General features: G+C 73.4%; 22 protein-coding genes and 1 riboswitch. Of the genes, 8 read left to right on the top strand and 14 right to left on the bottom strand.

Translation table 11 applies throughout. The annotated features are described in order from the left end of the window. Nucleotides 1-18 precede the first annotated feature (18 nt). The 3 genes from nirB to ACWCHM_RS00345 are packed head-to-tail and all read left to right on the top strand — an operon-like array spanning nt 19 to nt 4,015. Nucleotides 19-2,583 (top strand): nitrite reductase large subunit NirB, encoded by a 2,565-nt coding sequence (gene nirB / locus ACWCHM_RS00355; RefSeq protein WP_454221229.1) that lies wholly within the window; start codon nt 19-21, stop codon nt 2,581-2,583. Then, complete coding sequence (gene nirD, locus ACWCHM_RS00350; protein WP_204957725.1) at nt 2,580-2,927, top strand: nitrite reductase small subunit NirD; 348 nt, start codon at nt 2,580-2,582, stop codon at nt 2,925-2,927. Before nirB ends, nirD begins: the two co-directional genes overlap by 4 nt. After that, complete coding sequence (locus ACWCHM_RS00345) at nt 2,927-4,015, top strand: uroporphyrinogen-III synthase (protein WP_204957724.1); 1,089 nt, start codon at nt 2,927-2,929, stop codon at nt 4,013-4,015. The genes nirD and ACWCHM_RS00345 overlap by 1 nt, the downstream gene beginning before the upstream one ends. Before the next feature lie 102 nt (nt 4,016-4,117). Here ACWCHM_RS00345 and ACWCHM_RS00340 read toward each other — a convergent pair whose 3' ends face one another. The 5 genes from ACWCHM_RS00340 to ACWCHM_RS00320 all read right to left on the bottom strand — a co-directional run bounded on the left by ACWCHM_RS00340 (nt 4,118) and on the right by ACWCHM_RS00320 (nt 9,008). Continuing rightward, complete coding sequence (locus tag ACWCHM_RS00340; protein WP_204957723.1) at nt 4,118-4,741, bottom strand: GTP-binding protein; 624 nt, start codon at nt 4,739-4,741, stop codon at nt 4,118-4,120. Further along, on the bottom strand, nt 4,722-5,084 hold the full coding sequence (locus tag ACWCHM_RS00335; protein WP_088647420.1) for a DUF742 domain-containing protein: 363 nt from the start codon (nt 5,082-5,084) through the stop codon (nt 4,722-4,724). The genes ACWCHM_RS00340 and ACWCHM_RS00335 overlap by 20 nt, the downstream gene beginning before the upstream one ends. 92 nt (nt 5,085-5,176) lie before the next feature. Continuing rightward, nucleotides 5,177-5,584: a roadblock/LC7 domain-containing protein gene (locus tag ACWCHM_RS00330; RefSeq protein ID WP_030329975.1), complete on the bottom strand. Its 408-nt coding sequence runs from the start codon at nt 5,582-5,584 to the stop codon at nt 5,177-5,179. Continuing rightward, the gene (locus ACWCHM_RS00325) at nt 5,581-8,850 is read right to left on the bottom strand and encodes a nitrate- and nitrite sensing domain-containing protein (RefSeq protein WP_454221228.1); all 3,270 of its coding nucleotides are present in this window, start codon (nt 8,848-8,850) and stop codon (nt 5,581-5,583) included. Before ACWCHM_RS00325 ends, ACWCHM_RS00330 begins: the two co-directional genes overlap by 4 nt. Continuing rightward, nucleotides 8,847-9,008 (bottom strand): hypothetical protein, encoded by a 162-nt coding sequence (locus tag ACWCHM_RS00320; RefSeq protein WP_168222566.1) that lies wholly within the window; start codon nt 9,006-9,008, stop codon nt 8,847-8,849. Before ACWCHM_RS00320 ends, ACWCHM_RS00325 begins: the two co-directional genes overlap by 4 nt. A gap of 279 nt (nt 9,009-9,287) precedes the next feature. Between ACWCHM_RS00320 and ACWCHM_RS00315 the strand changes: the two genes are divergently transcribed. Then, nucleotides 9,288-10,469, top strand: a complete 1,182-nt coding sequence (locus ACWCHM_RS00315) for an ABC transporter substrate-binding protein (protein WP_454221227.1) — start codon at nt 9,288-9,290, stop codon at nt 10,467-10,469. Nucleotides 10,470-10,543: 74 nt separating this feature from the next. Here the strand turns inward: ACWCHM_RS00315 and ACWCHM_RS00310 are convergent, their stop codons facing one another. Together ACWCHM_RS00310 and ACWCHM_RS00305 are read right to left on the bottom strand one after the other, a co-directional pair. Beyond that, nucleotides 10,544-11,407, bottom strand: coding sequence for an ABC transporter permease (locus ACWCHM_RS00310; protein ID WP_281902781.1), 864 nt, complete (start codon nt 11,405-11,407; stop codon nt 10,544-10,546). A gap of 101 nt (nt 11,408-11,508) precedes the next feature. Further along, nucleotides 11,509-12,540, bottom strand: coding sequence for an ABC transporter substrate-binding protein (locus tag ACWCHM_RS00305; RefSeq protein ID WP_281902779.1), 1,032 nt, complete (start codon nt 12,538-12,540; stop codon nt 11,509-11,511). A gap of 260 nt (nt 12,541-12,800) precedes the next feature. On the opposite strand from ACWCHM_RS00305, the gene ACWCHM_RS00300 reads away from it, so the two are divergent. The 4 genes from ACWCHM_RS00300 (at nt 12,801) to ACWCHM_RS00285 (ending at nt 17,099) form a co-directional block, all read left to right on the top strand. Next, complete coding sequence (locus ACWCHM_RS00300; RefSeq protein ID WP_204957719.1) at nt 12,801-13,586, top strand: ABC transporter ATP-binding protein; 786 nt, start codon at nt 12,801-12,803, stop codon at nt 13,584-13,586. Beyond that, entirely contained in the window at nt 13,583-14,539 is a 957-nt protein-coding gene (locus tag ACWCHM_RS00295; protein WP_421490067.1) for an LLM class F420-dependent oxidoreductase, read from the top strand. The genes ACWCHM_RS00300 and ACWCHM_RS00295 overlap by 4 nt, the downstream gene beginning before the upstream one ends. Further along, on the top strand, nt 14,536-14,844 hold the full coding sequence (locus ACWCHM_RS00290; protein WP_204957717.1) for a cupin domain-containing protein: 309 nt from the start codon (nt 14,536-14,538) through the stop codon (nt 14,842-14,844). Before ACWCHM_RS00295 ends, ACWCHM_RS00290 begins: the two co-directional genes overlap by 4 nt. An 86-nt stretch (nt 14,845-14,930) precedes the next feature. Then, complete coding sequence (locus ACWCHM_RS00285; RefSeq protein ID WP_454221226.1) at nt 14,931-17,099, top strand: hypothetical protein; 2,169 nt, start codon at nt 14,931-14,933, stop codon at nt 17,097-17,099. A 328-nt stretch (nt 17,100-17,427) separates the two neighbouring features. Here ACWCHM_RS00285 and thiC read toward each other — a convergent pair whose 3' ends face one another. From thiC to thiE, 7 genes are all read right to left on the bottom strand, one after another. After that, nucleotides 17,428-19,020: a phosphomethylpyrimidine synthase ThiC gene (gene thiC, locus ACWCHM_RS00280; protein WP_454221225.1), complete on the bottom strand. Its 1,593-nt coding sequence runs from the start codon at nt 19,018-19,020 to the stop codon at nt 17,428-17,430. A gap of 17 nt (nt 19,021-19,037) precedes the next feature. Further along, the gene (gene thiD / locus ACWCHM_RS00275) at nt 19,038-19,826 is read right to left on the bottom strand and encodes a bifunctional hydroxymethylpyrimidine kinase/phosphomethylpyrimidine kinase (RefSeq protein WP_454221224.1); all 789 of its coding nucleotides are present in this window, start codon (nt 19,824-19,826) and stop codon (nt 19,038-19,040) included. After that, on the bottom strand, nt 19,823-20,524 hold the full coding sequence (locus ACWCHM_RS00270) for a thiamine phosphate synthase (RefSeq protein WP_454221223.1): 702 nt from the start codon (nt 20,522-20,524) through the stop codon (nt 19,823-19,825). The genes thiD and ACWCHM_RS00270 overlap by 4 nt, the downstream gene beginning before the upstream one ends. Next, on the bottom strand, nt 20,521-21,291 hold the full coding sequence (locus tag ACWCHM_RS00265) for a thiazole synthase (RefSeq protein ID WP_421490062.1): 771 nt from the start codon (nt 21,289-21,291) through the stop codon (nt 20,521-20,523). The genes ACWCHM_RS00270 and ACWCHM_RS00265 overlap by 4 nt, the downstream gene beginning before the upstream one ends. 5 nt (nt 21,292-21,296) lie before the next feature. Further along, complete coding sequence (gene thiS / locus ACWCHM_RS00260; RefSeq protein ID WP_204957712.1) at nt 21,297-21,497, bottom strand: sulfur carrier protein ThiS; 201 nt, start codon at nt 21,495-21,497, stop codon at nt 21,297-21,299. Nucleotides 21,498-21,507: 10 nt separating this feature from the next. Further along, on the bottom strand, nt 21,508-22,578 hold the full coding sequence (gene thiO / locus ACWCHM_RS00255) for a glycine oxidase ThiO (protein WP_454221222.1): 1,071 nt from the start codon (nt 22,576-22,578) through the stop codon (nt 21,508-21,510). Beyond that, complete coding sequence (thiE, locus tag ACWCHM_RS00250; protein WP_454221221.1) at nt 22,572-23,198, bottom strand: thiamine phosphate synthase; 627 nt, start codon at nt 23,196-23,198, stop codon at nt 22,572-22,574. The genes thiO and thiE overlap by 7 nt, the downstream gene beginning before the upstream one ends. After that, a riboswitch (TPP riboswitch) is annotated at nt 23,193-23,302 on the bottom strand. (Overlaps the previous gene by 6 nt.) Nucleotides 23,303-23,593 lie beyond the last annotated feature (291 nt).

Here is a 23,593-nt window from a genome sequence, read left to right as displayed (position 1 = left end):
CCACGAGGAGGTGAACCGATGACCCGTCAACGATTGGTCGTCGTCGGCAACGGCATGGTCGGCCAGCGGTTCGTCGAGGCGCTGCGCGCCCGCGACCACGACCGGCGGTGGCAGCTGACGGTGCTCGCCGAGGAGTCCCGCCCGGCCTACGACCGGGTGCGGCTGTCCGCGTTCTTCGACGGGGTCAGCGCCGAGGAACTGAACCTGCACACCCCCGACGACGGGGTGGAACTGCGCCTCGGCGACCCGGTCACCGGGATCGACCGCCGCCGGCGGGTGGTGACCACCGCGACCGCCGAGCACCCGTACGACGCGCTGGTGCTGGCCACCGGGTCGTACCCGTTCGTCCCGCCGGTGACCGGCACCGACCTGCCCGGCGTCTTCGTCTACCGCACCCTCGACGACCTGGCCGCGATCCGGGCGCACGCCCGGGGCCGGTCCACCGGGGCGGTCATCGGTGGTGGCCTGCTCGGGCTGGAGGCCGCCAACGCGCTGCGCCTGCTGGGGTTGCGGACCCACGTGGTGGAGTTCGCGCCCCGGCTGATGCCGGTGCAGGTCGACGAGGCGGGCGGGGCGATGCTGCGCCGCTACGTCGAGGAACTGGGCGTCACCACCCACCTCGGGGTGGGCACCACCGCGCTGCGGCCCGGCCCGGACGGCACGGTCGCCGCGCTGGACCTCTCCGACGGCGGCACGGTCGACGCCGACCTGGTCGTGGTGGCCGCCGGCATCCGGCCCCGCGACGAGCTGGCCCGCGCCGCCGGTCTACCGCTGGGCCCCCGGGGCGGGGTGCTGGTCGACGGGGCCTGCCGCAGCGACGACGAGCGGATCTGGGCGGTCGGCGAGTGCGCCGCCGTCGACGGCACCTGTCACGGCCTGGTCGCCCCCGGGTACGCGATGGCCGAGGTGGTCGCCGACCGGCTGCTCGGTGGCGCGGCCACCTTCCCCGGCGCGGACAGCGCCACCAAACTCAAGCTGCTCGGCGTCGACGTGGCCTCGTTCGGCGACGCCCACGGCACCACCCCGGGCTGCCTGGACGTCACGTTCACCGACCCGGCCACCCGTTCGTACGCGAAGCTGGTGCTCTCCGACGACGCACGGACGCTGCTCGGTGGGGTGCTGGTCGGGGACGCGAGCGCCTATCCGACGCTGCGGGCCAGCGTCGGTGGGCCGCTGCCCGCTCCCCCGCTGGCACTGCTGGCCCCGGCCGGCGAGGGCGGCGGGGTGACCGCGCTGCCCGGCGCGGCGCAGGTCTGCTCGTGCAACGCGGTGACCCGGGACGACATCGACGCGGCGATCGCCGGCGGGGCGTGCGACGTGCCGGCGTTGAAGGCGTGCACCCGGGCCGGGACGAGCTGCGGCTCCTGCGTGCCGATGCTCAAGTCTCTGCTCGACGCGGCCGGGGTGCAGCAGTCCACCGCCCTGTGCGAGCACTTCGACGCCAGCCGGCAGGAGTTGTTCGACATCGTCCGGGTCCGCGGTATCCGGACGTTCTCGCAGCTCGTCGCCGAGCACGGCCGGGGCCGGGGGTGTGACGTCTGCAAGCCGGTGGTGGCCTCGATCCTGGCCTCGCTGGGCACCGGGCACGTGCTCGACGGCGAGCAGGCGTCGTTGCAGGACACCAACGACCACTTCCTGGCCAACCTGCAACGCGACGGCAGCTACTCGGTGGTGCCCCGGATCCCGGGCGGCGAGATCACCCCGGACAAGCTCATCGTGATCGGTGAGGTGGCCCGCGACTTCAAGCTCTACACCAAGATCACCGGCGGGCAGCGGATCGACCTGTTCGGCGCGCGGGTCGAGCAGCTACCGCAGATCTGGCGGCGGCTGGTCGACGCCGGCTTCGAGTCCGGCCACGCGTACGGCAAGTCGCTGCGCACGGTGAAGTCCTGCGTCGGCGAGACCTGGTGCCGCTACGGCGTGCAGGACTCGGTCGGCCTGGCCGTCGCGCTGGAACTGCGCTACCGGGGTCTGCGCGCCCCGCACAAGCTCAAGTCCGCCGTGTCGGGCTGCGCCCGGGAGTGCGCCGAGGCGCGCAGCAAGGACTTCGGCATCATCGCCACCGACACCGGCTGGAACCTCTACCTCGGCGGCAACGGCGGCTTCCGGCCCCGGCACGCCGACCTGTTCGCCACCGACCTGGGCACCGAGGAACTGATCACCCTGATCGACAGGTTCCTGATGTTCTACGTCCGCACCGCCGACCGGCTGCAACGCACCTCCGCCTGGATCGAGGCGATGGACGGCGGCCTGGAACACCTCCGCTCGGTGATCGTCGACGACTCGCTGGGGCTCTGCGCCGAACTCGACGCGGCGATGGCCCGACACGTCACCTCCTACTCCGACGAGTGGCGGGACGTGCTCGACGACCCCGACCGGCTGCGCCGGTTCACCTCGTTCATCAACGCCCCCGACGTGCCGGACCCGTCGATCACCTTCGCCGTGGAACGCGGCCAGCCGGTGCCGACGCGCGACACCCGTCCCACCGGGACCGCGCCACCCGATGGCGGCACGCCACCCGACGGGGCACCCGCCCGACGCCGGCAGCCGGTCGTCCTGGGCCTGCCGGAGGTGCGGCGATGAGCGACACCGTCACCGCCGCCTGGACCCCGGTCTGCCCACTGCAGCGGCTGGAACCCGAACGGGGCGTCGCCGCCCTGGTCGGCGGCGTCCAGGTGGCGATCTTCCGGATCGACGACGAGCTGTTCGCGGTCGACAACCTCGACCCGCTCAGCGGCGCGTACGTCATGTCGCGGGGCATCGTCGGCAGCCGGGGCGGGGTGCCCACCGTCGCCTCCCCCCTGCACAAGCAGGTGTACGACCTGCGAACCGGGCTCTGCCTGGACCTGCCCGGGGTGACCCTGCCCCGGTACGACGTCCGCTGCCGGGACGGCCTGGTCGAGGTGCGGCTGCGACAGGAGGAGTGATGCGGGACGAACTGGCCGGCTTCACCATCGGGGTGACCGCCGACCGGCGACGCGACGAACTGGCCGCGTTGCTGGAGCGGCGCGGTGCCCGGGTGGTGCTCGCCCCGGCCCTGCGGATCGTGCCGCTGTCCGACGACACCGACCTGCGGGACGCCACCCGGGCCTGCCTGGACCGGCCACCGGACGTGCTGATGGCCAACACCGGCATCGGCATGCGCGGCTGGCTGGAGGCGGCCGAGGGCTGGGGGTTGGCCGAGCCGCTGAAGAACGTGCTGTCCCGGGCCTACGTGGTGGCCCGCGGCCCCAAGGCGCGCGGCGCGATCCGGGCCGCCGGCCTGCACGACCAGTGGTCGCCGGCCTCGGAGAGCTGCGAGGAGGTGGTGGAGCACCTGTGCCGGCGCGGGGTGGCCGGGCAGGTGATCGCCATGCAGCTGCACGGCGACCGGCAGCCGGAGTGCACCGAGGCGCTGGAGGCGGCCGGCGCCACCGTGATCGAGGTGCCCGTCTACCGGTGGGCCCCGCCGACCGATCCGGCCCCGCTGCACCGGCTGATCGACCTGGTCGCCGGCCGGCTGGTCGACGCCGTCACCTTCACCTCCGCCGCGGCGGCGGAGGCGCTGCTGCGCGCCGCCGGGGACCGCACCGAGGCGGTGCTCGCCGCGCTGCGCGGGGACGTGCTGGTCAGCTGCGTCGGCGCGGTCACCGCCGAACCCCTGGTCCGGCGGGGGGTGCCGGTCAGTGCGCCGAGCCGCGCCCGGCTCGGCGCACTGGTCCGCACCATCGTGGACGAACTGCCCCGCCGTACCGTCACCGTGAAGGCGGCCGGACACCTGCTGACCCTGCGCGGGCACGCCGCCGTCATCGACGGGGAACTGCGCCCGCTGGCCCCTGCCCCGATGGCGGTGCTGCGGGCGCTGGCCACCCGACCCGGCCGGGTGCTGTCCCGGACCGAACTGCTGCGCACGCTGCCCCGCGGGGCCGATGAGCACGCGGTGGAGATGGCGGTGGCCCGGCTGCGGGTGGGGCTGCGGGCACCCCGGGTGGTGCAGACCGTGGTCAAGCGCGGCTACCGGCTACGGGTGGAGTGACCCGGACCCGTAACGGTGGACGCGGACCGGGGGGCGGGCGTGGAACGCGACGGCCCGCCCCACCGTCACACGGAGGGGCGGGCCGGGTGGTCACGGGTCGGCTCAGCCCACCGGGGTGGGGAAGCCCCGGCCGTGCTCGGCCTGGAGCCTGATCATGGCGTGCTCCACCACCGTCACCAGCACCTGCTTGACCGACTCACGGTCCCGGGCGTCGCACATCACCAGCGGCACGTCCGCCGAGATGGCCAGCGCCTCCCGGACCTCGTCCGGCTCGTACAGGTCCGAGCCGTCGAACCGGTTCAGCGCGACCACGTACGGGAGTTTGCGGTTCTCGAAGTAGTCGAGCGGGGCGAAGGCGTCGGTGATCCGGCGGGTGTCCACCAGGACGGCGGCACCCACCGCACCCCTGATGATCTCGTCCCACATGAACCAGAACCGGGTCTGGCCGGGGGTGCCGAACAGGTACAGGATCAGGTCCTGCGCCATGGTGATCCGGCCGAAGTCCATGGCGACCGTGGTGGTCTCCTTGCCTGGCACCTTCGACGGGTCGTCGATGCCGACACCGGCGGCGGTCATCAGCGCCTCTGTGGTCAGCGGAGTGATCTCGGAGATCGCCCCGACCAGGGTCGTCTTGCCCACGCCGAAGCCACCCGCGACCACGATCTTCGCGGAGACGATTCCCCGGCTCTGGCGCGACCCGGCGGGGTCATAGCCTGCGAAGTCCACTTAGCACCCTTCCAAGGATTTCCATCCGCTCCTCGAACCCCTCGGCGGGAGCGGCAGTGTGTAGCGTGAGCAGACCGTCGGCGACCAGGTCGGCGATCAGCACCCGGGCGACGCCCAGCGGCATCCGGGTGTACGCGGCGATCTCCGCCAGCGACTGCGCCCGACCCTCGCAGACGGTGGCGATGCGGTACTTGTCGTGTCCGGCGAAACGGGACTCGGCCACCTGGGTCGCGTTGGAGCTGAGCACCGCCTCCAACGCGATGTCCCGGCTCGGTTCGGTGCGGCCCCGGGTGACCGCGTACGGACGTACCAGCGCTCCACGTGGGTCCCGCCTGGGGTCCATCCCTCGATCACCTCCTCCCGCCCGGGACCGGGCCCGGATGCTTCGTCACTCGGGCCGGACGCGGTCGCGCCCGGCCCACCCGCCGACCGTGGCTACGAGCGCACGGCGTCCCGGGGCAGCGGCACCAGCGCCGCGCCCACCCGCTCGACCAGCAGCGCCATTTCGTAGCCGACCTGACCCACGTCACAGCTGCGGGCGGCGAGCACCGCCATCGACGAGCCGTCGCTGATCGACATCAGGAACAGGTAGCCGCTGTCCATCTCGATCACTGTCTGCAGCACCCCGCCGGCGCTGAACATCCGGGCGGCACCCTCGGTCAGACTCACCACGCCGGAGGTGATCGCCGCGAGCTGGTCGGCCCGGTCGGCGGGCAGGTCCCGCGAGGAGGCGAGCAGCAGCCCGTCCGCGGACACCGCCACCACGTGGGCGATACCCGCCACGCTGTCGGCGAAGTTGGTGAGCAGCCAACCCATGTCCTGCATGGCAGCTGGCCTGTTCATCGGTTCGTCTCCTTGGTCGAGGTGCTGTTGAGGTCCGCGCCCGCCGTACGACCGCGCTGGACGCCGCGGTGGTAGGCCGAGAGCAGGCCGCGTACTTCGTCGGGGGTGCGGCGGCTACGGTCCCGGCCGCTCTTCGGCTCGATCCCGCCGGGCACGAGCTGCGCCTGGGGCACCCGCTTGGGCAGGCCGGACCGGGTGGTGCCGGCGTTGGCGGGCTCGGCCGCCTGGCTGGCCCGGGTCCAGCCCTCGTCGGCCGCCGTCCGCCACGCGTCGGGATCGGTTTCCGGCCCGGTCGGCGGGGCCTCGGGGGCGGCCGGCGGGGTTGTGCCGTAGGTCGGCGACGCGGTGGCGGCGGGCGGTACGGGACCCGGGGCGGCTGGCGCTTCCGGGGCCGCCGGGGCGGCTGGCGCCTCCGGGGGTGCCGGCGTGACGGTAGGCGTGCCGGCGGCGGTCGGTGCGGTCGGCACCCGGGTGGGCAGCGGCGGGCGCGACGGCGCGGTCGCGCCGTTCGGGCGGGCCGGGGCGGCCGGCGGTTCCTCGTCGAACCGGGGGCGGGTGAAGATCGCGGTGGCGTCGTCGCCGTGGGACCGGAACCACACCGCCTCCATCTCCCGGAAGATCGGCGAGTCGGCCGGCCGGTCCGGGCGGGCCACCACCGGCGTCGACGGGGCCGGCGGGGTGTACGAGGTGGCCGGCGCGGTGTACGGCTGCGCGGCGGGGGCGGCGTACGCGGCCGGCGGTGCGGCCGGGGCGAACGACGCGGCGGCGGCCGGGGCGAACGGGGTCGCCGCCGGTGCCCCCGCGTACGGGGCGGCGGCGGGTGCCCCCGCGTACGGGTTCGCGGCCGGTGCCCCGGCGAACGGCATGGCCCCTGCGCCGTACGACTCCGTCGGGTGCGGTGCGGCACCGGCGACCGGGCCGGCCGGCAGGACCGGGGCGGGCTCGGCCGGCGTGGCCCGCCGGGGCAGCGGGTCGATGGTCGGGTTCGCCACCGTGGGGCTGCCGGCGGAGAAGGCGTTGAACCCGGAGTCGGCGGTCGCCGGGGTGGGCAACGGCGCGAACGGCGGGGCGGAGACCGGGCCGCCGAACTGCACGGCGGGAGCGGTGTCCCGGGCATCCACCGGCGGCTGCCAGGGAGCCGGGGCGGGCGGGGTGTTGCGCCACTGGTCGGTCAGGGTCGCCGCCGCGCTGCGGGTCCCGTTGAGGGCACCGCCGAGACCGGCGGGGGCGGGCGGCTGCTCGACCGCCAGCGGCTGGCGGGGCCGGCTGATCGCCTGGTCCCGGCCCCGGTGGGCGGGGAGCACCACGGTGGCGTTGGGCAGCGTCACCTGGGCGACGGTGCCGCCCTCGACGTTGCGGCGCAGCTCCACCCGGATGCCGTACCGGCTGGCGAGCCGGCTGACCACGGCCAGACCCATCAGTCGGAAGGCGGCCACGTCCACGGTCGGCGGGGCGGCCAGCCGGCGGTTGAGCGAGTCGAGCTGCTCGTCGGTGAGGCCGAGTCCCCGGTCCTCGATCTGGATCAGCACGTAGTCGCGGATGCGCCGGCCGTCGGCGACCACGGTGGTGGTGGGCGGCGAGAAGCGGGTGGCGTTGTCCAGCAGCTCGGCCACGAGCCGTACCACGTCGTTGACGGCGTGGGCGGCGACCGAGATGTCGGTGTCGACGGTGCCGAACTCGATCCGGTTGTACAGCTCCACCTCGGACTGGGCGGCGCGCAGCACGTCGACCAGCAGCGCGTCGTCGCGACGCGGCACGGCCGAGTCGGCACCGGCCAGGACCAGCAGGTTCTCGTCGTTGCGGCGCATCCGGGTGGCGAGGTGGTCCAGTTCGAAGAGCTGGGCGAGCCGCTTCGGGTCCTCCTCGCCGCGCTCGATCGCGTCCAGTTCGCCGATCATCCGGTCGACCAGGGTCTGACTGCGCCGGGCCAGGTTGAGGAACATCGCCGAGACGCTGGTCCGCAGGGCCGCCTGCTCGGCGGCGACCCGGACGGCCTCCCGGTGCACGACGTTGAACGCCAGGGCCACCTGGCCGACCTCGTCCCGGTTGGTCAACCGGATCGGGTCCCGCACCTGACGGACGATCTCCTCGACACCGCCGTCACCGACGCTGCCCATGTTCTGCAGCCGCTTGACCGCGTCCGGCAGGTCGTGGTTGGCCACCGACAGCGCGCCCTCCCGCAGCCGGCGCAGCGAGTGGTTGAGCGAGCGGGCCAGCACCACCGCGAGGGTGATCGCGACGATGAGGGTGAGCAGCACCAGCACCGTCTCGATGACGGCCTGCTGGATGACGTCGCTGCGGGCCTGCTCGGAGCGGGCGAGCAGGGTGTCCTGGAGCTGGATCTCGGTCCACCGCATCAGGTCGTTGACCGCGCCGATCGCGGCGCTGGCGTCGCCGGCGCTGACCGGGCTGCGCTGCCCGACCGAGCGGGTGATGTCGGCGGCCACCCGGTCGGCCAGGCCGACGGCGTCACCGGAGACCGCGCTGTCGACCAGCGCACGCTGGGTGGGGTCGGCGGCCAGGGAGAAGCCGAGCAGCGCCTCCTGCTGGCTGGTCAGGGTCGCCACGAAGGAGGAGAACTGCTCCTCGTCGAGGCGTCCGCCGACCAGCGCGGTGTAGGCGACCGCCTCCTCCTCGGCGACGGCCGACTTGGCCCGGCTGAACGCGGCCACCGCGCGGCGGGCGTCCGCCAGGCTCTCCTGGCCGGGCATCTGGGCCAGGGTGTCGCCGTACGAGACCAGGTCGGTGAGGATCACGCCGTACCGCAGGGTGGCCTCGGCGACGGGCATCTGCCGGCGGTCGAGCACCTCCTGCCGGGTCGCGTCGAGCGTGCGCAGGTGGTCGTCGATCACCTTGAGCCGGTCCCGCACGGCGGACGGGACCTCGCCGAGGTCGGCCCGCTCGGCCCGGTACGCGTTGATCCGCTCGCCGGTGGCCCGCACCCGCAGGTTGTAGTCGTCGGGACGCAGCTGCGGGTTCGCCAGGTAGGCGGCGGCCGCCATCCGTTCCTTGTGCAGATCCTGCGTCAGTGCGGAGACGTCGATGGACAGTGCGGTCAGTGACCGGATCTGGGTCGCGTCGACAGCACCCTCGGTAGTGGAGACGAGTCGGATTGTCGCCAACGCGATGACCGCGGCTACCGGTACGACCAGAATCAGGGCGAGCTTGGAACGAATGCGCGCATCCCGCAACCGGGGCAGTCGGCGCTCCCGTTCGGGTCCGGCGCTTTCGCCTGGCTCGGGCAGGGTCGTCGGTCCGGTGCTCACGACATCGCCTCCGTCGTATCTTCCACACGCCTGACCCGCCGACCCGCGCCTGGTGCGACGGACAGCGCCATGCGCGGCACGGCCGCGATTTCATCAGAGAAGATCCTGTTTGGGAAGCCGCGTTCGGACAGGAATCGGTCGACCAGTGCGCTGGTCACCATTTTCCCTGCTGAGCAGGCCACCCCTGAACAGGGCATGTCACTCCAGAGTGTTCGTTCGCCTCTGATGAGTGAGCATGGGTAAATATCTGATGTCCCCACAATGTGAGATTCGCGTCCCGAAACCGCCGTCAGCATCGCGCTTGACCGCACGCCCCCGCATTGGCAAGGTTTTGCAGGCTTTCGCGCACACCGTACGGCACACAATCCCGTTTCTCCACTGAGGACGGACTAGCGGCGGTGACCGGGCCTCGCCCGCGCCGCACCTGGAGGACTGAGTTGAGCCCCATCCGCTCCGCGACCATCGTGGCGCTCGCATCGGCCGTGCTGGCCGCCACGCTCACCGGCTGCTCGTTCGGCGCGGCAGAGAAGGACAGCAGCCCGATCACCATCGCCGCCGACCTCGAACTCTCCGGTGCCGCCGCACCGGTCGGCAAGGCGTACCAGCGCGCCCTGGAACTGAAGGTCGACCAGTTGAACGCGTCCGGCGCCCTGGGCGACCGGAAGGTCAGGCTGCTGGTCAAGGACAACCGCTCCGACGCCGCCGAATCGCTGCGCAACATCGGCGACTTCAGCAACGACGCCACGGTCAACGCCATCATCATGGGCGGCTGCAACCAGTGCGCCGTCGACGCCGTGCGCACCATCAACGAGCGGAAGATCCCGACCATCGCGCTCGCCCCGTCCGGCACGGTCGCCAGCCCGGTCACCGAACGCCGGTACGTGTTCAAGCTCGCGCCGAACGCGGCCGACAACGCTTCCGCGCTCACCGCCGAACTGCGGCGACGCGGGATCACCGAGGTCGGCGTCCTGCACAGCGACGACGACTACGGCCGCGAGGGTCTGACCGCGCTGGACGCCGAGTTCGGCAAGACCACCATCAAGCGGGTGCGCGCCGAGGCGGTCCGCACCACCGACACCGAACTGGCCGCACCGGTGCGCCGGCTGACCAACCGCGACCCCGCCGCCCTGATCATCTGGACCCCGCCGGAGCAGGCCACCCTCGCCGCCACCGCCGCCGACCAGTCCGGCTACGGCGGGTCGCTCTTCTTCGACGCCGCCGCCGCCGGTGACCTCTTCCTGGGCGGTTCCGGCCAGGCCACCGAACGGGCCACGATGATCTTCACGCAGACCATGGTGATCGACGACGTCATCGCCACCACCCCGGCCAAGGCCGCCCGCCGGCAGTGGTTCCAGGACTACACCGCCCGGTTCGGCGGCTACAACGGACTGTCGTCGTTCGCCGCCGACGCCGTGCAGCTGATCGCCGACTCGGCGCTGCGCTCCGGCGGCCCCGACGGCAAGGTCAACCGGGACGGCCTGCGCGACGTGCTGGAGACGTCCCAGTTGGACGGTCTGTCCGGGCCGATCCGGATGACCCCGGACAACCACTCCGGCCTGATGCCGCAGGCGCTGACCACGCTCGTCGCGCGCGGTGGGCGGTGGCGGCTGGCGGGCTGACCACCACACGCTGACGGGCCGGCCCCCAGGTGGGGTCGGCCCGTCAGTGGCGTCGGGGGTCGCCCCGGAGCGGGTCAGCGGGCCGACGTGGTGGCCCGGACCCAGGGCAGGGCCAGCCGCTCCACCAGGGACAACGCCGAATAGAGAAGGATGCTCATGGCGGCGATCAACACGATCGCCGCCCACGCGGTCGCCGTGTCGCCGACGCCGTTGTACTGGAGGATCTGGTAGCCCAGACCCGGCTTGTCGGAGTAGAACTCCCCGATCACCGCGCCGATCGCGGCCAGCGGCATCGCCACCTTCAACCCGACGAAGATCTGCGGCAGCGCGGCCGGGAACCGGACCTTGCGGAACGACTGCCACCAGGAGGCGTTCAACGACCGGGCCAGCTCGGCCAGGTCCGCCGGGGTGGTGGTCAGGCCGGTGGCGGTGGAGAGCACGATCGGGAAGAAGCAGAGCAGGAACACCATGGTCAGGATCGGCTTGGTCCCCCAGCCGACCGAGACCACCAGCAGCGGCCCCAACGCGATCTTCGGGACCGCGTTGATCGCCACCAGCAGCGGGGCGAACATCCGCTCGACCCGCCGGGAGGCGGCCAGCGTCATCCCGATCAGCACCCCGGCGACCGCCGACAGCAGGAAGCCGAGCACCGTCATCAGGGTGGTCGTGCCCAGCGCCGGGAGGAGCACGTCCGCCGACGCGGTCAGTGAGCTCCCGACCGCCTGTGGCGGCGGCAGGGACGCCGGGTGCACCAGGTGCAGCCCGGAGGTGACCGCCCACCAGACGGCCAGCGTGACCACCAGGCCGAGCAGCGGCAGGCCGACCGTCGCGGGGCGCATCCGGGACCAGGGTGACCGGCGGGGCGTCGGGGGCACGGTCGGCACGGCGGTCGGTGGTCCGGCCGACCCGGGTACGGGACGGGTCATCGACTCCGTCACAGGGTCCTCCTCTCCTGCCGGCGCGTGGGCCGGCACACGACGGGGGTGCGCCCCACCGGTCGAACCGCTGGGTCGCACCCCCGTGGCACCGTCGGTGCCGGTCAGGCCTTCGGTACGAGGTCGAAGTTGATGATCTGGTCCGGCGTGATGTTCGACTTGAGCGCGCCGGCGCCTTGGAGGATGGCGATGCTCTTGGCGACCCGGTCACTGTCCAGGGTGCCGATGGCGGTGCCGGAGTTGCTGGAGCGGACGTAGCCGGCCATCAGCTGCAGCTCGGCAGCGGCGGCGGCCGGGTTGGTGGCGTCCACGTTCTTCTTCAGGATCGTGGCCGCCTCCTGCGGGTTGGCCAGGGCGTACTCCAGGCCCTTGAGCAGGGCGGCGGTGAACTTCTTCACCTTCTCCGGGTTCTCCTTGGCCATCTTGCTGGAGGTGATCAGCGCGTTGCCGTAGAGGTCCTGCATGACGTTGCTGTACGGCAGCACGACGGGCTTCTTCTTGGTGACCGCCTCGACGGTCGGCTGGCCGACGACGAACTGGCCGATCCCGTCCACCTGGCCGGAGGCCAGCGTGCCCATCAGGTTCTGCGCCTGGTCGTTGACCCAGGTGACCTTGGTGTAGTCCACCCCGGCCATCCGGGCGTAGGTCGGGAAGAGGTTGCGCACGACGGAGCCGGGGGTGTCCGCGAGCTTCTTGCCCTCCAGGTCCTTCGGCGTGGCGATGTTCTTGCCCTCGACCGAGACGATGGCGGCCATGGTGCGCTGCTGGATCGCGGCTACCGCCACGAAGTCCTTGGCCTGCCCGTTGCCGACCTGGAGCAGGCCACCGGTCAGGTCGATCGGGCCGAAGTCGGCCTGGCCGCCGACGATGGTCTGGATGACCGCGCCGGTGCCCTGACCGGGCTTGATCTCCACGTCGAAGCCGGCCTCCTTGAAGAAGCCCTTGTCCTTCGCCACCCAGGCGTAGGAGTCACGACCGAAGTTGCCGAACGAGGTGAGGTAGGTCACCTTCTCCAGCGACGAGCCGTCGCCGGTCTTTGCTGCATCCGCCGAGTCGGACCCGCCACTGCAGGCGGAGACCAGGGCGAGGGCGGTGGCCAGGGTGGCCGCGGCGACCGTGCGGGTCAGCCTTGTCATCTGTGCACCATGTCCTTTCCGACCGGGCGGTGTACCCGGAGGGGGTTGTCGGTCGGCGGCACGGCGTGAGGGGGCACCGAGCCGCCGTCGTGAAGGGACTCTTCGCTGGCACAGCGTACGAGACACCCACCGTCACCACACCAGGCGGATCGGGTTGCGGAACGGAAACAACTCCACTCCACCCCGGACAGTGAGCGGCCAACACGCTGGGGATATCCTTGTCGGATTCCTGACCGCCGAATCAGGGGAGACCGACGGCGATGATCCGACTGTCCGATGTGTCGCGTACGTTCGACGGCCGTTCCGGGCGGGTCGAGGCGTTGCGCGGGATCAATCTCGACGTGGCCGAGGGCGAGTTCGTCGCCGTGCTCGGCCGCTCCGGATGTGGCAAGTCGACACTGCTCCGGATGATCGCCGGGCTGCTTCCGGTCAGCGGTGGCGAGATCACTGTAGCCGGCAGCCGGATCACCAGGCCCCGCCGGGACGTCGCCATGCTCTTCCAGAAGCCGGCCCTGCTCCCCTGGCGCAGCGTGCTCGACAACGTGCTGCTGCCCGCCGAGATCTTCGGCTGGAGCCGGGCCAAACACCGCGACCGTGCCCGCCAACTGCTGGAACTCTCCGGCCTGGCCGGCTTCGAGAAGCGGCTGCCACACGAACTGTCCGGCGGCATGCAGCAGCGGGTGTCACTGTGCCGGTCGCTGATCGGCCAACCCCGGGTGATGCTGATGGACGAACCCTTCTCCGCCCTGGACGCGCTCACCCGCGAGGAACTCTCCGGTGAGCTGCAACGGGTGCACATGGAGACCGGGGCGACAGTCGTCTTCGTCACCCACTCCATCGACGAGGCGGTGCTGCTCGCCGACCGGGTGGTCGTGCTCAGCCCCCGCCCGGGGCGGATCCGCAGGATCGTCGACGTGGACATCCCCCGGCCCCGCACCCTCGGCCGCAACGCACACCTGGCCGACGTCGCCCGGGTCAGCGCCGACCTGCACGAACTGCTGATGGAACGGGACCTGCCGGCGACAGCCGGGGTGGAGGGACGATGACCGTACGGGTGGCAGTGTTCACCGAGCCGCACCGGGGCGCCAGCTACGACGACCAGCTCCGGTTCGCCCGGCTCTGCGAGGCCGGCGGCTTCGACGCGTTCCTGCGGGCCGACCACTACCGGGCGATGGGCGACGAACCCGGGCTGCCCGGCCCCACCGACGCCTGGCTGACCCTCGCCGCGCTCGCCCGCGAAACCTCCCGCATCCGGCTCGGCACCCTGGTCACCTCGGCCACCTTCCGGCTGCCCGGCCCGCTGGCCCTGATGGTCGCCCAGGTCGACCAGATGAGCGGCGGACGGGTCGACCTGGGCATCGGTGCCGGCTGGTACGAGCGGGAACACATCGCGTACGGCATCCCCTTCCCCGGCGTCGGCGAACGCTTCGACCGGCTCGCCGAGCAGTTGGAGATCGTCACCGGGCTGTGGCGCACCCCGGTCGGCGAGACCTACAGCTGGGCCGGTGAGCACTACCGCCTCGTCGACGCCCCGGCCCTGCCCAAACCGGTCCAGCAACCCGGCCCGCCGATCATCGTCGGCGGCCGGGGACCGAAGCGCACCCCCGACCTCGCCGCCCGGTACGCCGACGAGTTCAACATGCCGTTCACGTCGGTCGGGGAGACCGCCGAGGCGTACGACCGGGTGCGGGAAGCCTGCGACCGGGCCGGCCGGGCCGAGTCGGGGCGGGCGCCGCTGGTGCTCTCCGCCGGGATCGTGGTGGCGATCGGGCGTACCGACGCCGAAGCCCACCGTCGGGCCGCGCCGCTGCATGTCAAGAGCGCCCTGCCGCCGGAGGACCCGGTGGTCGGCTCCCCCGCCCAGCTCGTCGACCGGATCGGCGAGTTCGCGGCGATCGGTGCCACCCGGGTCCACCTGCGGCTGATCGAACTCGACGACCTCGACCACCTGGAGCTCATCGCCACCGAGGTACTCCCCCAACTGGACGGAACCCGATGACCGACGTGACGCACGACCTCGAACTCGGCCCGGTCGGCCAGGAGATCGTCTTCGAGAACGACCGGGTGCGGGTCTGGCACATCCGGCTGGCCCCGGGCGAGCGGCAACCGCTGCACCGGCACGACCACCCGTACCTGGTGGTGGCGATCGAGGGTGCGAAGAACGTGGTGCAGACGGTCGACGGCACCCGGATCGACGCCGACGAACCCACCGGCGGCGTGGTCTACCGGGACCCGGGTGCCGTCCACATGCTCACCAACGTCGGGGAGACGACCTACCTGGCCCGCCTGGTCGAGTTGAAGTAGTCGCTGGTAGAGCTTGGGTAACAGGTCGTCACGGGCACGCCGCGCCGCAGTGGCGATCGGGGGCACCGGGCCGTAACGTGCGCCACATGGCCTTTCGGACGTGGGGCAAACTGCTGCTCACCGCACTCGGGGTGAGCATGTTGGCCGGGGCCGGCCAGCTCGGCATCGCGTACGGCTTCGGCATCGTCCGACTCACCGGCGACTTCACCGACGTCAACCGCTGGCCGGCCCAGCTCGCCTGGGTCGGCTGGTTCGCGGTGACCGCCGCCGTGGTCGGCGCGGTCCTCACCGGCCGGCTCGCCCGGCGCGAGGGGCTGCCCGAGGGCACCCCCGTCCAGCTCGCGATCTCCGGCGTCGCCGCGCTCGGCGCGCTGGTCGTCGCCCCACTCTGCATGCAGCCCGCCCGGGCCGCCGACCTGAACGCCGTCGACCCGGTCTGGGCGGTCGGCATCTGCGCGGTCGCCGGGGCGGTGGTCGGCGCGGGCGCCGCCTCGGCCGTCCTGCTGCGCCCCCCGCTGGGCTGGAACGTCGCCCTGCTGGGTGGGACGATCTGGCTGGTCGCGCTCCTGTCGGTCGCACCGGCGGTACTGTCCAGCGAGCCGCTGCGCACCGTACGCCTGGGGGTGCTGGAACCCTCGTGGCTCGGACCGGACCGGGCACAGCGGGTGGCGATGCTGTTGCTGCCCGTGATCGCGCTGGTGGCCGGCGCGGTGACCGGTGGACTGGCCCGGCGACGGGGACACCCCCGGCTGATCGGCGGGGCGGCCGGGGTGGCCGGGCCGGTGCTGCTCGCCTTCGCCTACCTGACCGCCGGGCCGGGCGACCAGGTCGACCGGTACCAGCTCGCCCCGTACTACGGCGCGGTGATCGCGGTCGTCACCGGCGCGCTCGGCTCGGTCGCCGCCACTCTGCTGCGCTGGCCGCTGCTGCCCACCCGTTCCGCCCGCCGCGACGGCGAGACGGCGATCGAACCGACCGACATCCTCGCCCCGCTGCCGTCCGTGACCGACCCGGCCGTGACCGACCCGGCCGGCTCCGGCCCGGACCGGGCCACCCGGACCGGCACCGACCCGGCCGGCTCCGGCCCGGACCGGGCCACCCGGACCGGCACCGACCCGGCCGGCACCGTCCTCACCGGCTCCGAACTGGCCGGCACCGGCGGGGACGAGCCGGTCACCGTGGACCTGAGCGGGGTGGGGGGCGTCGCCGGTGAGCGGCGCGCCGCCACGCGCCCCCTCCTCCCCGACCAGCCGGACGTCACCCGCTCCCGGGCCGCCGACCGGCCCGCTGCCACCGCACCGCGGAGGGCCACCGTCTCCGGCGCCCCGGCCGACACCACGCCGGGGGTCGGCGGGGTGCCGGCGGTGCCGGGCACGGCGGGGTGGCCGTCGCCCGACGCGCCGGGCACCGGTCGCCACCCGGCCCATTGGGACTGGCCGGACCCCGCCGCCACGGTCGCCGACCGGCACGCCCCCCACACCACGCCGGGCCCGGACCAGCCGACCGGGGACTTGACGCCAGCGGCCCCGAACGGGCCGGCCGGGCACGGAGCGGGTGCGACGTCGCCCGCACAGGCCGGGTCGGACCGGACCGGGTCGGACCGGACCGGGTCGCCGCGAGGCCGTTCCGGCCAGCGGATGGCGGTACCGGCCGAACAGACCGCCGGTGAGGTCGGCGCAGCGGGGCCGGCAGGTGCCGGGGACGAGCCTGCGGCCACACCCAAGCCCCGAGCGAAGCGGGCCAGCCGTGCCCGGTCCACCGCGACCGGAGCTGCGGCGGTCCCCGCCGGGCCACCCGAGCCCTCGCCCGGCGCAGGATCCGGTGACGGCGGGGACGACCAGCCGACCGATGCCCACCGACCCGGACCGGCCCGAGCGACCCTGCCGTTTCCCGCACCCGCCGGGCAGCCGGGTGCTCCGAAGCCTGTCAGTCTCCGCTGGGAGCCGGAGGAGTCCACCGGCACCGCACCGTCGGAGGGTCCCTCCGTCGATCCTGACCAGGCCGATCCCGCTCCGGACGGCGGCAGCGCTCCGGAGCCGACCGGGAAGGCCCGCAGCCGACGGGGACTGTTCCGGCGTAACCGCTCCCCGCAGGATGCTCCGACGGACGAGGCCGACCGGACGTCGGCGGCGCCGGACGACGAATACGTCGACTGGGTCACCGGCCTGAGCAAGCCCCTGGCCGACAACGAACCGGACCGGGAGAGCGGCCGACGCTCACTACGCACCACCGGCCGCCACCACCACCACGACTGACCCACCCCACCCCACCCCACCCACCCCACCCCGCCCCCCCGATTTGCCCCGCCCCGCCCCCGATTTGCCCCGGTGATCAAGAGCTTTACGTCAACCCGCAGGCGAAACCTGACGCAAACCTCTTGATCAACAGCACCAAACCCCGACGAACCGGATATTTAGCCACCGACACGGCCCAGGGGCGCGGTGATCAAGAGCTTTACGTCATCCGCCGGCGCAAATCTGACGCAAACCTCTTGATCACCGGAGCAGACCGGGGTGGAGCCGGCCGGACGGGTGGAGCAGGGTGGAGTGGGGCCGAGTGGGGCCGAGTGGGTGCCCGGGTCGCTCAGGCGAGGGGGAGGTAGACGCGGTTGCCGGTGGAGCGGAACTCTGCCGACTTGGCCTGCATGCCCTGGGCGGCGTACTCCTTCAGCTCCTGGGTGATCTTCATGGAGCAGAACTTCGGGCCGCACATGGAGCAGAAGTGCGCGGTCTTCGCCGGCTCCGCCGGGAGGGTCGCGTCGTGGTAGGAGCGGGCGGTCTCCGGGTCCAGTGACAGGTTGAACTGGTCTTCCCAGCGGAACTCGAACCGCGCCTTGGACAGCGCGTCGTCCCAGGCCTGCGCGCCGGGGTGCCCCTTGGCCAGGTCGGCCGCGTGCGCCGCGATCTTGTACGCGATCACGCCGGCCTTCACGTCGTCCCGGTCGGGCAGCCCGAGGTGCTCCTTCGGGGTGACGTAACACAGCATCGCGGTGCCGTACATGCCGATCATCGCGGCCCCGATCGCCGAGGTGATGTGGTCGTACGCGGGGGCGATGTCGGTGGTCAGCGGGCCGAGGGTGTAGAACGGCGCTTCGTGGCACCACTCCTGCTGGAGGTCCACGTTCTCCTTGATCTTGTGCATCGGCACGTGACCGGGACCCTCGATCATCACCTGCACGTCGTACTCCCAGGCGATCCGGGTCAGTTCACCGAGGGTACGCAGCTCGGCGAACTGGGCCTCGTCGTTGGCGTCGGCGATCGAGCCGGGGCGCAGCCCGTCGCCGAGGGAGAAGGTCACGTCGTACCGGGCGAGGATCGCGCACAGCTCCCGGAAGTTGGTGTAGAGGAAGTTCTCCTCGTGGTGCGCCAGGCACCAGGCCGCCATGATCGAGCCACCCCGGGAGACGATCCCGGTGACCCGGTCGACGGCCAGCGGCACGTACGGCAGCAGCACCCCCGCGTGCACCGTCATGTAGTCCACACCCTGCTCGGCCTGCTCGATGACGGTCTCCCGGAACACCTCCCAGCTCAGCTTGACCGGGTCGCCGCCGACCTTCTCCAACGCCTGGTAGATCGGCACGGTGCCGATCGGCACCGGCGAGTTGCGGACGATCGCCTCCCGGGTCTCGTGGATCCGCTTGCCGGTGGACAGGTCCATCACGGTGTCCGCGCCCCACCGGGTGGCCCAGGTCAGCTTCTCCACCTCCTCGGCGACCGACGAGGTCACCGCCGAGGTGCCGATGTTGGCGTTGACCTTCACCAGGAACGCCCTGCCGATGATCGCCGGCTCGCACTCGGGGTGGTTGACGTTGAGCGGCAGCACCGCCCGGCCGGCGGCGATCTCGTCGCGCACCAGTTCCGGCGGCAGTCCCTCCCGGATCGCCACGAACTCCATCTCCGGGGTGATCATCCCGGCGCGGGCGTACCAGAGCTGGGTGGGGCGTTTGCCGTCGACGCCGGCCAACGGGCTGCCCGCGCCCCGGGCCGGCGCGACGTCCCCCCGCTCGGCGATCCACGGCCCGCGCAGCGGCGGCAACCCCACCTGCGGGTCCGAGCCGGGGCCCGAGGTGTCGTACAGGCGCAGCGGCGGGTTGTCCCCGGCCAGTTCCACCTCGGCGAACGGCACCCGGACGTCCGGTCGGGACCCCTCGACGTAGACCTTGCGACGTGCCTGCATGACAGCCTCCCTGTTGGTCATCGGGACCAGCCGAAGTGGTCCAGCGGGCCGCGTCCCGCGCCCAGTTCCCAGTCCCGCGCGCCGGTCATCGCGCGGGTGACGTACTCCTTGGCGGTGGCGACCGCGACCGGCACCGGGTCACCGGCGGCCAGCCGGACGGCGATCGCCGCCGAGAACGAGCAGCCGGTGCCGTGGCTGTGCCGGGTGTCCACCCGGGGTGCGCGCAGCAGGGTGGTCGTCCCGCCGCCGGCCAGCACGTCGACCGACTCGCCGGCCGCGTCGACGTCGCCGCCGGTGACCACCACGAACTGCGGGCCGCCGGCCGCCAGGGCCTGCGCCGCCGCGACCATCTCCTCGACCGTGGTCACCGGGCCTCCGGTGAGGGCGGCGGCCTCCGCGCAGTTCGGCGTCGCCACCCGGGCGTACGGCAGCAGCCGCTCGACGGCCGCGACCACCCCGAGCCGGTGTCCGCTGGTGGCGACGAGCACCGGGTCGACGACGAGGTGCGGCAGCCGGCCCGCCTTCGCCGCCTCGGCCACCGCGTCGGCGACCGCCGGGGTGCCGAGCATCCCGGTCTTCACCGCCCGGACCGCGAAGTCGGCGAGCACGCTGTCGAGTTGTTCGGTGACGGTGCGCGGGGGCAGCGGCAGCACGGCGTCCACGCCCCGGGTGTTCTGCGCGGTGACGGCGGTCAGCACGCTGGTCCCGTACGCGCCGAGGGCGGCGAACACCTTCAGGTCGGCCTGGATGCCGGCACCACCCCCCGAGTCGGAGCCGGCGATGGTGAGCACTGTCGTCGGTGTCATGCCCCCTCCTCGGGCCGCGCCCCGCCGACCGGGATACGGTCCGTCGTCCGGCGGGTCGACGGGAAGACGCTGGCGAGGGTGGCGGCGACCTCGGCCGGGTCGGCGGCCCGCATGATCGCGCCGAGCACCGCTACCCCGACCGCGCCCGCCTCGGCACAGGCCGTCACCTGCTGCGGGGTCTCGATGCCACCCAGGGCGAGGACCGGCACCGGGCTGAGCCGGACCAGCCGGCGCAGCCCGTCCGGGTGCAGGGGTGGGCCGTAGCCGGGTTTGCTGCGGGTGGTCCAGACCGGCGAGAGCGTCACGTAGTGCTCGGTGCTGAGCCGGGCCAACTCCGCAGCGTCGTGACAGGACCGCCCGACGAGCCGCAGGGCAGGCGGCGGGTACGGCCCGGCCGCCGGCAGATGCACCGCCCCACCGGCACCGCCCGGGTCCGGGCCGAGCGGGTCGGAGCCGTCCGAGCCGTCGTCCAGCGGGTCAGGGCCGGCGACGATCAGGGTGCCGTCGACCTGCGTCAGGGCGGCCCGCAGGTCGACGGCGAGCGCGGCCCGGTCGGCGCGGGGCAGGTCCTTCTCCCGCAGCACCACCCACCGCACGCCGCCGCGCACCGCCCCCGCGACCACGTCGACGAGGTCCCCGCGCGCCGTCCGCCGGTCGGTCAGCAGCACCAGCCCGCGCGGGGCGGCGGGGCGGGTCACAGGTCGGGTCTTCCGTCGTCGGGGGTGGAGGCGAGGGCGTGGAAGCGCCGGGGGATCCGCCCGGCGGTGTACGCGAGCCGCCCGGCCCGTACGCCGTACCGCATGGCGGTGGCCATCGCCGTCGGGTCGGCGGCCCGGGTGACGGCGCTGGCCAGCAGCACCCCGTCGCAGCCCAGTTCCATGGCGAGCGCCGCGTCGGAGGCGGTGCCGATCCCGGCGTCGAGGATCACCGGCACGTCGACGCTCTGCCGGATCAGCCGGATGTGGTGCGGGTTGGTGATCCCCAGTCCGGAACCGATCGGCGCACCCGCCGGCATCACCGCCGCGCAGCCGACGTCGGCCAGCCGACGGGCCAGCACCGGGTCGTCGGAGGTGTACGGCAGCACGACGAACCCGTCGGCGACGAGTTCCTCGGCGGCCCGCAGCAGCTCCACCCCGTCCGGGAGCAGGGTGCGTTCGTCGCCGATCACCTCCAGCTTCACCCAGTCGGTGTCGAACGCCTCCCGGGCCAGCCGGGCGACCTTGACCGCCTCGGCGGCGGTGTAGCAGCCGGCGGTGTTGGGCAGCAGCCGCACCGCGCACCTGTCGAGCAGGTCGAGCAGGCCACCGGCGGTGCCGGGGGCGGTGTCGACCCGACGCAGGGCGAGGGTGACCAGTCCGGTGCCGGAGGCCCGGACCGCCTGTTCCAGCACGTGCAGGTTGGCCGCGCCGCCGGTGCCGAGGATGAGCCGGGAGGGCAAAGTCTGTCCGGCGATGGTGAGGGGCATCCGGGTCACCCGCCCTGGGCGGCGCTGAGCACCTCGACCCGGTCGCCGTCGCGCAGCACGGTGGCCGGCCAGCCGCCCCGGGGGACCACCTCGCCGTTGACCGCGACGGCGATTCCGCGCCGCTGCCCGGTGACCGTGGCGACGAGGTCCGCGACGGTCGTGCCGCCGGCCAGCTCGCGTCCGACACCGTTGACGATCAGTCGCACGTTGTCCTCCTCAGTGGAACCGGTCGGCGGTGAAGGGGGTGAGTAGCGGGTCCGGCCGACCGGTGACGATCAGGTCGGTGATCAGGTCGGCGGTGACCGGGGTGAGCACGATGCCGTGCCGGTGGTGGCCGGTGGCGGCGAGCACGCCGGGTCGGTCGGGCAGCGGGCCGAGGATCGGCGCGTTGTCCGGGGTGCCGGGGCGCAGCCCGGCGGTCGCCTCGGTCAGCGCGTACTCGGCGAGTTCGGGGACGAGGTCGACGGCGGCGCGGAGCAGGCGCAGCACCGCCCCGGCGGTCACCTCGGTGTCGGTGCGTTCCTCGACGGTCGCCCCGAGCACCACCTCGCCGTCGTCGCGGGGGACGAGGTAGACCGACTCGCCGTCGGCGTACCCCCGGATGACGTGCCGGAAGCCGGGCGGGCGGTGGTCGGGCGCGCGTAGCCGCAGCACCTGGCCCTTGACCGGGCGGACCGGCAGCCCGGTCAGCGCGGCGGCGCCGCAGCCGGCGGCGACCACGACGACCGGCGCGTCGAGGTCGGCCAGTCGGGTCACCGCGCCGGGCAGCAGGGTCGCCCCGGCCCGTTCGGCGGCGACCCGCAGCGCGTCGACCAGCCGGCGCGGGTCGACCTGGTGGTCGCCGGGGGCGACCGCGCCGCCGCGCAGCCGGGGGGTCAGCGCCGGTTCGCGTTCGCGCAGCTGCGAGGGCCGCAGCGCGCTGATCGGGAGCCCCAACCCCTGCTGGTACGACCAGAGCCGGCGCGCCTCGGCCAGGTCGTCCCCGGTCAGCCCGACGACGATGGTGCCGTCGGTGCGGTGGCCGAACTCGCGGCCGGTGGCTTCGGTCAGTTCGGCGGCGAAGCCCGGCCAGCGGGCGGCGGACGCGGTGAGCAGCCCGGTCAGCTCCCGTTCCCCGAAGTACGCCTCGGCGACCGGGGCGAGCATCCCGGCGGCGACCCGGGACGCGCCGGAGCCGGGGGCCGGGTCGTGCACGGACACCCGCAGGCCCCGGGTGGCGCAGCGCCAGGCGATCGCCAACCCGACCGGCCCCGCGCCCACGACGGCGACGTCGGGCCGGGTCAGCACGTCAGCGCCGCGATCAGTGCGGCGGTGGCCCGACCCGGGTCGGCGACGGTGGACAGCGCCCCGACGACCGCCACCCCGTAGGCGCCTGCGGTCCGCAGCGCCGGCACCGTGGCGGCGGTGACCCCGCCGATGGCGATCACCGGCACGGCGACGGCGGCGACGACGGCGTGGATGCCGGCGGGGCCGATCGGGTCGGGCAGGCCGGTCTTGGTGGCGGTGGGATGGCACGGGCCGACGCCCAGGTAGCCGGCCCCGGCGGCGACGGCCCGGGCGGCGGCGTCCGGTTCCCGGGCGGTCGCGCCGAGCACGGCGGCGGGGCCGAGGACCCGGCGGGCCGCCGCGACGGGCAGGTCGTCCGCGCCGACGTGGCCGCCGTGGGCGTCCACCGCGAGGGCGACGTGCAGCCGGTCGTTGACCAGGCAGGTCGCCTCGTACGGCACGCAGAGCGCGCGTACCCGTCGGGCCAGGTCGTACGCCTGCCGGTCGGTGGTGTCGTCGGTCACCCGGACCTGGACGACGAGGTCGGCGCGGGCCACCGGGAGGGCGGCCCGCACGACGGCGAGCGGGTCGCACCCGGGGCGGGTGTCGGTGATCAGATGCAGTCGGCCGAGGGACGGCACGGCAACTCTCCTCCCTGCGCCGGCATTACCCGGATCAGGTTCGACGGTCGGGGGCTCTCAGCCCCCCTCTCAGCCCGGTGTACCGGGCTCCCGTGGGTCACGTGCCTGTGACCGTACGACAGATCCGCTGATCCGCCAAGGGGTGTTAGATTGATCCATGACCATCGATGCATACGGTTGTGGGCTTGTATCCACATAAGCCGGAAAAGCGAGTCGCCGATACCGAATCGTTACATGCTCATGCCTTGCCGGAAACCAATCCAGCGGCGCTAATTTGTTCAACCGATCGACATTATTCAGGTGCGGAGCCTCGGCGTGGCCCGCACCTGATCGCCACTGGTGCGGACCTCGGCGGGCCCACACCGATCCGACCGGGGACGGTCTGCGGCGAGTCG

The organism is Micromonospora sp. SCSIO 07396, from assembly GCF_053667945.1.
This window is presented reverse-complemented; position numbering and strand designations above follow the sequence as displayed.